Annotated in this window: 12 protein-coding genes; 4 read left to right on the top strand and 8 right to left on the bottom strand. The window is 47.1% G+C overall.

Features of this window, described 5'->3' with window-relative positions; genetic code table 11:
• Positions 1 to 1,070, top strand: a 1,070-nt coding sequence (locus LDL40_RS12350; protein WP_300995683.1) for an amidase family protein, incomplete at its 5' end; no start/stop codon positions are given.
• Positions 1,071 to 1,103: 33 nt separating this feature from the next.
• On the opposite strand, the gene LDL40_RS12345 is transcribed toward LDL40_RS12350, so the two are convergent.
• From LDL40_RS12345 to LDL40_RS12330, 4 genes are all read right to left on the bottom strand, one after another.
• A complete protein-coding gene (locus LDL40_RS12345; protein WP_300995682.1) occupies positions 1,104 to 2,195 on the bottom strand; it encodes a phospholipase A in 1,092 nt (363 codons plus the stop codon).
• Between the two features lie 143 nt (positions 2,196 to 2,338).
• Complete coding sequence (locus LDL40_RS12340) at positions 2,339 to 2,779, bottom strand: GFA family protein (protein WP_300995681.1); 441 nt, start codon at positions 2,777 to 2,779, stop codon at positions 2,339 to 2,341.
• A gap of 54 nt (positions 2,780 to 2,833) precedes the next feature.
• Positions 2,834 to 3,619: a PhzF family phenazine biosynthesis protein gene (locus LDL40_RS12335; protein WP_300995680.1), complete on the bottom strand. Its 786-nt coding sequence runs from the start codon at positions 3,617 to 3,619 to the stop codon at positions 2,834 to 2,836.
• A gap of 39 nt (positions 3,620 to 3,658) precedes the next feature.
• Entirely contained in the window at positions 3,659 to 4,129 is a 471-nt protein-coding gene (locus tag LDL40_RS12330; RefSeq protein ID WP_300995679.1) for a DUF1456 family protein, read from the bottom strand.
• Positions 4,130 to 4,264: 135 nt separating this feature from the next.
• Between LDL40_RS12330 and LDL40_RS12325 the strand changes: the two genes are divergently transcribed.
• Both LDL40_RS12325 and LDL40_RS12320 read left to right on the top strand, forming a co-directional pair.
• Complete coding sequence (locus LDL40_RS12325; protein ID WP_300995678.1) at positions 4,265 to 4,738, top strand: NYN domain-containing protein; 474 nt, start codon at positions 4,265 to 4,267, stop codon at positions 4,736 to 4,738.
• A gap of 82 nt (positions 4,739 to 4,820) precedes the next feature.
• Entirely contained in the window at positions 4,821 to 5,162 is a 342-nt protein-coding gene (locus LDL40_RS12320) for a zinc ribbon domain-containing protein YjdM (protein ID WP_300995677.1), read from the top strand.
• A gap of 362 nt (positions 5,163 to 5,524) precedes the next feature.
• On the opposite strand, the gene LDL40_RS12315 is transcribed toward LDL40_RS12320, so the two are convergent.
• Positions 5,525 to 5,872 carry a GFA family protein gene (locus LDL40_RS12315; RefSeq protein WP_300995676.1) on the bottom strand — a complete coding sequence of 116 codons (348 nt, stop codon included), beginning with the start codon at positions 5,870 to 5,872 and terminating at the stop codon, positions 5,525 to 5,527.
• Between the two features lie 160 nt (positions 5,873 to 6,032).
• Here LDL40_RS12315 and LDL40_RS12310 point away from each other — a divergent pair, with 160 nt between their 5' ends.
• Positions 6,033 to 7,769, top strand: coding sequence for a DUF4153 domain-containing protein (locus LDL40_RS12310; protein ID WP_300995675.1), 1,737 nt, complete (start codon positions 6,033 to 6,035; stop codon positions 7,767 to 7,769).
• 8 nt (positions 7,770 to 7,777) lie between these two features.
• On the opposite strand, the gene LDL40_RS12305 is transcribed toward LDL40_RS12310, so the two are convergent.
• The 3 genes from LDL40_RS12305 to LDL40_RS12295 are packed head-to-tail and all read right to left on the bottom strand — an operon-like array spanning position 7,778 to position 9,902.
• Positions 7,778 to 8,482: a polysaccharide deacetylase family protein gene (locus LDL40_RS12305; RefSeq protein ID WP_300995674.1), complete on the bottom strand. Its 705-nt coding sequence runs from the start codon at positions 8,480 to 8,482 to the stop codon at positions 7,778 to 7,780.
• Positions 8,475 to 9,350, bottom strand: coding sequence for a sterol desaturase family protein (locus LDL40_RS12300; protein WP_300995673.1), 876 nt, complete (start codon positions 9,348 to 9,350; stop codon positions 8,475 to 8,477). Before LDL40_RS12300 ends, LDL40_RS12305 begins: the two co-directional genes overlap by 8 nt.
• A 24-nt stretch (positions 9,351 to 9,374) precedes the next feature.
• A complete protein-coding gene (locus LDL40_RS12295) occupies positions 9,375 to 9,902 on the bottom strand; it encodes a GNAT family N-acetyltransferase (RefSeq protein ID WP_300995672.1) in 528 nt (175 codons plus the stop codon).
• Between the last annotated feature and the right edge of the window lie 98 nt (positions 9,903 to 10,000).

Genomic DNA, 10,000 nt, shown 5'->3' with positions numbered 1-10,000 from the left:
GGGCCAATTTCCGGGGTGAAGGTTCGGCCAGTGGCTGGTCGGCACTGGGCGGACAAACTAAAAACCCTTATTTGTTAACGCACAGTCCTTGCGGTTCAAGTTCAGGTTCTGGTGTGGCTGTCTCTGCTGATTTAACCTTGTTGGCAGTCGGAACAGAAACAGACGGTTCTATTGTCTGCCCTGCCTCTATGAATGGTATTGTTGGTATTAAACCAACCCGGGGTTCAGTGCCAGGTCAAGGTATTATTCCAATAGCTGAAGCTCAGGATATAGCCGGTCCTATGGCCAGAACAGTGGCCGATGCTGCGGCTTTACTTGAGGTACTACAAAGCACTGATGCACAACAACGGACAGGTCCCTTGCAGCAAAGCGCCTGGTTACCGAAAAAAGTAGTATTGGTTCGCGCTTTCGATAAGGAATATCCCGCTATCAAGTTCATGTTGGATAAAACTGAAGCGGCCTTATTAGTCGCCGGAGTTCAGGTGCAAACTGTACAAAGTTGGCAACTGCCCAATGAAGTCTACCGGGATGAACTGAATGTGCTGGTGTACGAATTTGGCCGCGATTTAGCACGTTGGTTAAACGATTATCAAGTACCGGACTCACTAAACACAGTACAAAAACTAGTGGATTTTAACCTGGCCAAAGGCAAAGAAGCGCTGGCATTTTATGGTCAGGAGTATTTACAACAAGCTGCTGCTCTGGATTTAAACAAAGAGCAGTCGTCTTATCAGCAAGCGCTGAAAAACAGCAGAGCTTTGGCAGAGCAGCACCTGGATCAGTATTTAAAACAAGCTAAGGCTGATTTGATCCTGATACCGACCTATGGCCCATCCTGGCCTATTGATCATGTCAAAGGAGACCGCTTCAACTTTGGTACTTCTACCGCAGCAGCAGTAGCTGGCTACCCTAATCTGAGCTTACCTGGCGGTTTTGACACTGACCTGCCTTTGGGTCTGAGCCTGATAGGTTTGCCCTGGTCAGAGCAAAAGTTGATAAGTACAGCGACCTTTCTGGAACAAAAACTTCAAGCCCGCAAAACACCAGAATTTTTAAGCAAAGCCCGCTAATGCGGGCTTATTGTTCCGGATGCTGCCGGCATCTCAGAAATTAAATAACATCACCCCAAGTCCTACACTATTCTGGCGAAAATTGTAGTCCAACAAAGTTTCGCCATAACCGGAAAATACCTGCAAGTGCCAGCGTAAGCCGTCCAGTTTAGAGCTGTCGACCGGATAGGTCAGGTCCAACTGCCAGGAGCCACGACTCAGGTAAGAAAAGTCATTCCGCCAGGTCAGCTGGGCTGTGGCGTCACCAGGCAGCCAGTGCGCACTGATTTCGTGACTGCCTATGTAGTCAATCAAGTCCGGGTTATCGTCTTCGTCGCCTGTCTCAGAGATGCGCTGATGGTAACGCCAGTTCAGTCCAAACTCGCCTTTATCCACAGCTAAACCCGCGTAGAGCTTGTTCCAACTGCGTGACAAGGGCTTAGCCTGACCATTGGACTGATGGGCTACCCCAAACTGCAGCATACGTACTTGCCATTCGCCAGGCAAATTGCCCCAGTCTTCAGCCACTGGTACCACGTAAATCAGTTCTGGCTGGTAATCTGTATTACGAAAAGGCGCCGAGTCCTGTTTGTTCCATAACTGCCACATAGAACGCTGGCTAAAGGCAAACCATAAATCAGCACCGGGTAATAAAAACTCTGTCATTAACTTGGCGCGTAAAGAAATTTGTAGCTTACTTTCCATCTGCTTGTAATTATCACTGGTTTCAGCCTGCCCCCGGGTTGGACTTTGTGGGGCTTTATTGATATTGGAGGTGATATGAGCAGGTAAAAAGAAATTCGGCTGATAGGTTCTGAATACAAAACGGTCACGCTTTTCTTCCGGCGTTAACTCCCAGTACTTTTGCATCACTGTGGCTACAGCAACAGGCTCAGCCGCCACTGCAGTGACTGTAGTTGTATGAGGTGTCACTTCCACAGCAGCTTCGGTTTGGGCTTTTGGTTCTTGTGCTGTCTCCGTCAGCTTGGTAGCTGTGGTACCGAAGATCCTGTCATAACAAGCCAAACGTTTATTATTATCCAAAGTACCCTGACAGACACTGACATCCTGTGCTGACACAGCAAAACTGGCAGCGCTAAGGCTAACAAAAACTGCGGCTTTACTTAAGTTCTGTGCTCGATTCACGCGCGCTCCATTCACCAAAAAAACTGAAAACCCAGTGTAAAGCTCAAATATAAACAAGGACTTAACAACAGGTGCTTTTGTTCATTTTTCAACGGTCTCTGCAGTACTTTGGCTCACAATAGCCAACTAAGCAAAGACAAGCCTCAGTCGGAGCTAAAGGACGCAAAAACTTCAGCCCCTGTCAGTTCTGTAGTTTGGTTTGCAAAGCAGTACCAAAGCGGTTTCTGTTCGATAAAAATCTGATGGTCGAACACAGGATCCTCAGGCAGTCTGAGCAAACCTGCCGGAATAAAATACTGACCATTTTGTTTGAGCCTGTAAAATAAGTGGGTCCCGCAGTTGTTACAAAAACCACGTTCTGCCCAGTCCGAGGATTGAAAACTGGAGATAAAACAAGCGCCATCCAGTTTAACTTCAGTCCCACAATCAAAGGTAAACAAAGGCCCACCGGTCCAGGTGCGGCACGACTGACAATGGCAGGCTCCGACCTTCAACGCCATCTGAGCCACTTTGACTTTTACTTTGCCACATAAACACTGGCCATGCACTGGCTCTTGGACAAGCTGAAGTTGTGGTATCGACATAAGAAAACTCCTGATGAATTCACCACACCAGCCTACTGCAATTGCCTGCAGTTGTTAAGTAATTGTTGCCACAGACCGGGTCAGATGCGGTAAAGCTACAGCTTGCGTCTTTAAATACAGTTGGTTGGAGTGAAAAGCGACAGCAAAGTTGGCAGCAGTAGCAGAAAGCTGCAGCACCTTAAAGCGACTCAGGCCTGTTTTAGCGTGCCAATAAGGTGCGAGGGAACATTGAGCTGAACCAGTTGCTATGTCTTCTTCTATGCCAATAGCTGGTGCGAAATAGCGTAGTGCATAAGTATCAGGCGGACAAAAAGCAGTGACGATCAAGGCATGTTGTGGCAATTGGCGGATCAGTTCAACATCGGGTTGAAACTGTAGTACAGCCTCTGCATCCGCCAGCACCAAGACTAAATCGCGGGTTTGAAAGGCATCTATGATCTGAGCTGAAGCCAAAGCTGCTGGCCGTTGCACAGGCTTTGCATGCCACTGCGGTAATTGCATCACTAAGTCGTCGGCCCTGACTCTGACCTCGGGCTCGCCATAAGGACTGACAAAGCTGTAACAGCCCTCACCTTTGAGTTGACGCAACAAAGCAGCCGCAGCCAAAGTGCCGTGGCCACACAGATTGATTTCTTGCTGACAGGAAAACCAGCGGATTTGATAGCGGTAAGGATCCTCTGTGGTGGGCACCACAAAGGCCGTCACCACTTGTTGAGCTTCAGACGCTCTATGCTGTAACACGCTGCTTTCGGGCCATTCGGTCAGTAAAGCGCAGGCTGCAGGGTTACCCGCCTGAGCATCCTGGGTAAAGACTTTAAAAAAATACAGCGGCGCTTCCATGCCTTAGATCCTGTTCTCAGCTTTTTGAATGACGAGCTGTTAGTCTTCTGAGCTTTCGCGATATTTGATCTGCACTGCTTTGATAAAGTTACGCAGAATTTGGTCCTGACACTGGCGGTAATGATGGTGATCCGCACGACGGAAAAAAGCGCTTAGTTCAGGTTTGCTGATACGAAAACCAATATCCGTCATCATTTGCACTATGTCATCGTCTTTTAAATCCAGCGCAATTTTTAACTTACGGAAAATAATATTGTTATTCAGGCGTTGCTCCGCCACTGGCTGTTCACCGTCTTTGCGTCCACGACGTTCGATAATAAGACCATTTAAGAAGGTGGCTAAGGTCACATCATCACAAGGCTGAAAAGCTGCATCTTCGTCTTTTTTCAGCCAGTCACTGACCTGCGCCCTGCTTGCTGTTAAACCAGCATGGGCAAATAAATTCATCATTTGTTGATCGCCAAAATCAAAGGCGTAACGTAAACGGCGTAACACATCGTTGTTATTCATAAAAATTCGCAAAGCGCTCCGGACTAGTTGCGGCCATTTTAACAGACACAAAGCGCTACAGGCTGATTTTCTTTCGCGGTTTCAAACAGATGCCATGTTATAGTCCATGCAATCTTCATTTTGGCTTTGCTTGTTATGGAAAAGATTGCAGTTTTTGTCGACGTACAAAACATTTATTACACCACCAAACAGGCCTATGGCCGCTCCTTTAATTACCGTAAATTCTGGCAGTTATTACAGCTTCGAGGGCAGATCAGCTACGCCTATGCCTATGCTATTGATAAAAAAGATGACCAGCAAATTAAGTTTCAGGATGCCCTGCGCCATATAGGCTTTGAGGTCAAACTCAAACCTTTTATTCAGCGTGCCGATGGCTCGGCCAAAGGCGACTGGGACGTGGGTATTACCATTGATGTGCTGACATTGGCCGCCGAAGTCGACACTGTGGTTTTACTCTCCGGCGACGGTGATTTTGATTTGTTGTTGCAGGCCGTTTACCAACAACATGGGGTTGATACGGTGGTGTACAGCGTACCGGGTTTGACAGCGCAATCGCTGCAACAAAGCTGCGCTGTCTGGCGGCCTATTGAAGCGGATTTATTGCTCTGAGGTTAAAAGCCCTGTAAAAAGTAGGGCCTTTCGGCTACAATGCCGGCCTTTTCTCGCCTTCTATTATTAAATCAGGACCATCATGAGCCAGTTACCCGCCTGCCCACAATGCAGCTCTGCCTATACCTATGAAGACAATAACCTGTTGATCTGCCCTGAATGTGGCCATGAATGGTCAGCAACCTCCAGTGTTGACGCAGCACAAAGCGAAAAAGTGATCCGGGATTCTGCAGGCAATGTGCTACAGGATGGCGACACAGTGACAGTGATCAAAGACTTAAAAGTAAAAGGCTCTTCACTGGTGGTAAAAATTGGCACAAAGGTCAAAGGTATACGTTTGGTCGAAGGCGATCACGATATCGACTGTAAAATTGATGGCTTTGGCGCTATGAAGTTAAAGTCTGAGTTTGTTAAAAAAGTTTGATCCATGTCGTCATTGACGCTGTCGCTTTGTTGGCTTCGCTCTTTCGCCCCGGTCACATAGACAACTATGCTCCCGGGGACTCATTCACGTGCCGCCTCGCGACAACGTCACTGACTTAATGGATTTATCTGGCACCTTTGTTGACTTCACTCGCTAGCCTCAGTCACATAGGTCATTTTGCTCCCGGGGACTCGCTCCTTCGTCGCCGCGCTGTGACTGCAATTACTTAGCCTCTCTGATCCATGTCGTCATTGACGCTGTCGCTTTGTTGGCTTCGCTTTTTCGCCTGGGTTTCGGGATTGATAATGATGTGGGCGACCAAAAAGGTCGCCGCTACAGCCAGGATATTTTGAACCAGGTTTTTAGCTGTGTTTGCCGTCGTGCTTATGGATCTCTAAAGCATCCAAATCTATACCTTCTAAACAACGCAGATTAATGGCCGCGACTTGATTGCCTTCTGGATCTGTGCCCAACGCAAAAGGTGAACAACCGCAGACCGGACACGTCTGGTGTTTAATTGTATGGGTATTAAAGGTGTAAGTGGTTAAAGGTTGGTCCTTTTTTAATAAAGTTAGCTTGTCGCCTGAGACAAAACTCAGCAAATAGCCTTTTCTGCTGCAAATCGAACAATTACAACTTAACGCAGAACTGATATCTGCCTCAACCTGATAAGCCACAGCCCCACAATGACAACTGCCTTGATAAAGCATAATGATATCCCTTGTTTATGTGTTTTGTTCTGTACACTATGACGTAGTTCATCTATTTTTCAACCTTTGGCCGGACGGGATCTGGTCCACTATTTGTTTAGGTTTATTAACAATTACAACGGCTGATGCAATGCTTTGCGCCTAACTTCAGGGACGATTTATGTCAAACCAACACCAGTTACCCATTCCAGTTATGCTGCTGCTCGCTTTAGTGCAAGGCCTGTCACTTTATCTTCTACATCAATCGATCAGCTTTGATTATTGGCCATCCAACCAGCCGCAGTGGTTATTTTGTTTTTACACCCTGGTCGTTGTAGCGCCAGTGACTTTATTGTTATCACTGGAAAAAGGTCTTGAGCTGAAGTTAGCCCTGCGCTTAGGTGTTTTTGCCCTTGTTGCTGCGGCATTGGGCTTTTATGCCGGTTTACAAGCTATACCACTGGAGCAGATCAGCTACCAGCCTGTGCTCTTTGCCTTTATTTACTCCATGTTACTCGCCAGCTTTAAAGCCTTGTTATACATCCAACAACAGGCTTTGGGTGCGCCTCTTTGTTACAGCACACTATTCCTGCACTCCTGGCGTAATTTTCTGACTTTGGGCTTGTCTTTACTTTTTACTTTGGCGGTATGGGCCGTATTAATGCTGTGGGCGGCGTTGTTTAAAGTGATCCAAATCGACTTTTTTGGTGATTTGTTTGCAAAACAATGGTTTTACTACCCTACGCTCAGCCTGGCCTTTGCTTTTGGCATTATTATTTTCCGCAACCAGGCTGGAGTCATTGACACCATTACCCGTATTCAGCAGGCGCTGATGAAGTTTTTACTGGTGATATTAGCAATGGTATCAGTGCTTTTTATGCTTGCCTTGCCTTTTACCGGTTTAGCACCGCTGTGGAAAACCGGGCACGGTAGCGTACTGATTTTATGTCTGCAGGCATTGATGTTGTTTTTCCTGAATGCCGTGTATCAGGCCGACGCTGATAGCCGCCCATACCCACTCTGGTTACACAGAGCCATTTATGCCGCTGTCGCCTTATTGCCTGTGTATAGCCTGATCGCTTGTTATGGCCTGATGCTGCGGATAGAGCAATATGGCTGGAGTGTCAGTCGCTGCTGGGGCCTGGTGTTGTGGGCGATACTTGCTTTGTTTTCTGTAGGTTACCTCTGGGGTATTCTGAAAAAACGTGATCTGTGGCTACAGCACTTAAGTTGGATCAATGTCCGGATGGGATTGATGTTGCTGGCCGTGATGCTGCTGGTGAACTCCCCTTTGATTGATTTTCGCAAAATTACGGTACAAAGCCAGCTGGCCCGGCTTGAGCAGGGCAGCACAACCTTGGCCGATTTCGACCTGAGTTATTTCCGCCACGAATTGGCTAAACCTGGTTACGATGCGCTGCAGCAATTGAAACTTCAGTACCAGCAGACAGATCCCGCGCTGGTCGTGCGCATTAACACCCTGTACAGGCCAGATTGGCATCGTGACGAAAAAACAAACAAAGACTCTGAACAGCAAAAACAATTGTTAGCCGCACTAAAGTTACCTAAAGATCTGGTCCTGCCCGCGGAGCTGGAACAGGCTTTGTTCGAGTGGCAAAAGTATCAGGGGTGGCAATTAAGTCAGGTCAGTCAGTACCATCTGCGACCTATCGACTTAAATAATGACGGAGTGCAGGAATATGTGCTGTTGACTTACTCTTACGATGCCATCCATGCGGACTTGTTTCGTTTGCATGGCTCAGTCTGGGAGCGTGCCGCTTTTGCGCCAGTGTCAAATGTGGACAAGTCCAAACCAGAACCACAATTGGAGACACTGACCTTAACACCAGTAGCACCTGAGTGGCCTTTGTTACAAATAGCGGATCAACAGTTTCAACTGCAGCCAGTGCGTGACTAAGCTAAGTGTTACTGTGCTGTCAGCAGTTCGGACACAGTGACCATACGGTAGCCTTTATCCTTCAGGCCTTTGATAATAATGGGTAAAGCCGCGCGTGACGCATCCCCGCTTTTGTACATTAAATGCAGTAATACAATAGAACCAGGTTGCACCTGAGCCAGCACCTCTGCGGCCAGAGTCTGTGAATCGTCAGGCAAGCCGTCAAAAGTTTCAGGGGCTATATCCCACATAATGTTGGTTCTGTGGGTCTTTGCCAGATACCAGGGCAACAACAGCAGCTTTTTACCATAAGGAGGCCGGAACAAAATTTCGCCTTTAAAACCAGCAGCGCGGATTTGCTGATCTGTGCCTTCAATTTCACGGCTAATCTCATCCAACGACATAAACAACATCCGTGGATGAGACCAGCTGTGATTACCCAACTGATGACCTGCCGCAACAATTTGTTTAGCCTGCGTCATATAACGCTGAGTTTCAGAGCCTGTAACAAAAAAAGTAGCTTTCACCTGATATAAATCCAACAGATGCAAAATCTCCGCTGTGTAATGTGGTGTTGGACCATCATCAAAAGTTAAAGCCACCAGCTTTTGCTCTGTATCCACCTTGTGGATCAGTTCACCAAACAGCTGAAACTCAGTACTGGCTGAGAGTTTCCAAATGCCATAGCTGATGACAACAAACAGCAAAACCAATTTCAGCAGCAGTTTAGTCATAACCTTCCAAGTCCCTGGATGGTCGACCCGTATTCGGTTGATTGAGCTCGGAGAATGCTTCCGGTGGACCAAACAAGAGTTTATGTTTATTACGCCAGCCTTTGAGCTGAGGCCATAAAGTGATGATTTTCCGCCACTCATAAAAGGTGATGGTCAAGGGGTTATTCGACTGAAAATCGTCGGTAATACCATAACGACAGGCTTCTTCTTCAGGCACAAAAGTGCCAAAGATCCTGTCCCAGATCACTAAAACACCTGCATAGTTGCGGTCTATATACTGAGGATTGCAGGCATGATGCACCCGATGCCAGGCCGGCGTATTGAACACCCAACCCAAAATGCCCCAGTGTTTACCCGACTGGGTATGGACAAAAAACTGAAAGGCTAAATTAATAGCCACAACAGCCAACACCAGTTGCACCTCAAAACCCAGTAAAACCAGGGGCAACCAAAACAACCACATGCCAGAAATAGGATAAGTTAAAGACTGGCGAAAAGCTGTACTGAAATTCATTAAACGTGAGCTGTGATGCGCCACATGCGAAGCCCATAACCAGCGCACACGATGGGAGCAGCGGTGAAACCAGTAATACAAAAAGTCCTGAGCGATAAAAAGCAAAAACAAATTCAGTGCTGAAAACTCGATAGAAAACAAGGCGAACTGCGATAACCACAACATCAGCGGCGACAGCACCAGCAGAGCAATAAAATCACCAGCCTGATGTAAAGCCGCTAAACCAAAGTTAGCAGCCGTATCACGCCATTGGTACAATGCCTTGCCACGTTTTTCGCTATAAAGCCATTCAAAGGCAATAAAGATGAAAAACACCGGGCTCAGCAGCAACAAAATAAATTCAACTGGGATCACACTGTTACTCCTGTGCCGTCATTTTTAAGCTGTTTTTTTGTAAATTAAATCTGCAACAAACTCATCACCAATCCGATAGCCATTGTGCTGACGTTCTATCAGACGAAAACCACATTTTTCCAGCACACGGCATGAGCCAACATTGCCTTCGGTCACCACGGCCTGCCACTGTGTTATGCCCAATGTAGCGCCATAATTCAGGCAGGCGTTTAATGCCAAAGTCGCATAACCTTTACCAAAAAACTCCGGTAAAAACAGATAGCCTACTTCAGCAGTTAAATGCGTATCGGCTTCTGCTTCCAGGCAATGAAAACCACAAACACCAGTCGCAGCACCCGTTTGCTTTTCTACAACCACCAGACTTAACCAATGCTGATCCCCGGCTTTCCAGGGTTGTAAGCGTTCGTCAAAACGCTGACGAATTTGTGCATCAGAGAAAGGATCTGCCACATAGTGCAGCACTTGTTCATGGCGATGCAACTCGAGGAATAAAAGCCAGTCAGTTTCCGCCAACAAACGCAGTTGTAAAGTGCCAGCATCCAGAGGTTTCATGCTTGAGCCTGCGCTTCTGTTTTAATGCTACGGTCTTGATTCTCTTGTTGGGTGTCTTGTTGACTGTCTTGTTGATAGTCCCAGACGCCCTGCTCTTC

The organism is Rheinheimera sp. (assembly GCF_020217005.1).
Taxonomy (GTDB): Bacteria; Pseudomonadota; Gammaproteobacteria; order Enterobacterales; family Alteromonadaceae; genus Pararheinheimera.
This window is presented reverse-complemented; position numbering and strand designations above follow the sequence as displayed.

What these genes read in the sequence shown, in the direction of transcription:
- LDL40_RS12330 (WP_300995679.1), bottom strand. Translation starts at nt 4,129, where the DNA reads ATGAATAACAACGATGTGTTACGCCGTTTACGTTACGCCTTTGATTTT.
- LDL40_RS12335 (WP_300995680.1), bottom strand. Translation starts at nt 3,619, where the DNA reads ATGGAAGCGCCGCTGTATTTTTTTAAAGTCTTTACCCAGGATGCTCAG.
- LDL40_RS12320 (WP_300995677.1), top strand. Translation starts at nt 4,821, where the DNA reads ATGAGCCAGTTACCCGCCTGCCCACAATGCAGCTCTGCCTATACCTAT.
- LDL40_RS12310 (WP_300995675.1), top strand. Translation starts at nt 6,033, where the DNA reads ATGTCAAACCAACACCAGTTACCCATTCCAGTTATGCTGCTGCTCGCT.
- LDL40_RS12315 (WP_300995676.1), bottom strand. Translation starts at nt 5,872, where the DNA reads ATGCTTTATCAAGGCAGTTGTCATTGTGGGGCTGTGGCTTATCAGGTT.
- LDL40_RS12340 (WP_300995681.1), bottom strand. Translation starts at nt 2,779, where the DNA reads ATGTCGATACCACAACTTCAGCTTGTCCAAGAGCCAGTGCATGGCCAG.
- LDL40_RS12295 (WP_300995672.1), bottom strand. Translation starts at nt 9,902, where the DNA reads ATGAAACCTCTGGATGCTGGCACTTTACAACTGCGTTTGTTGGCGGAA.
- LDL40_RS12325 (WP_300995678.1), top strand. Translation starts at nt 4,265, where the DNA reads ATGGAAAAGATTGCAGTTTTTGTCGACGTACAAAACATTTATTACACC.
- LDL40_RS12305 (WP_300995674.1), bottom strand. Translation starts at nt 8,482, where the DNA reads ATGACTAAACTGCTGCTGAAATTGGTTTTGCTGTTTGTTGTCATCAGC.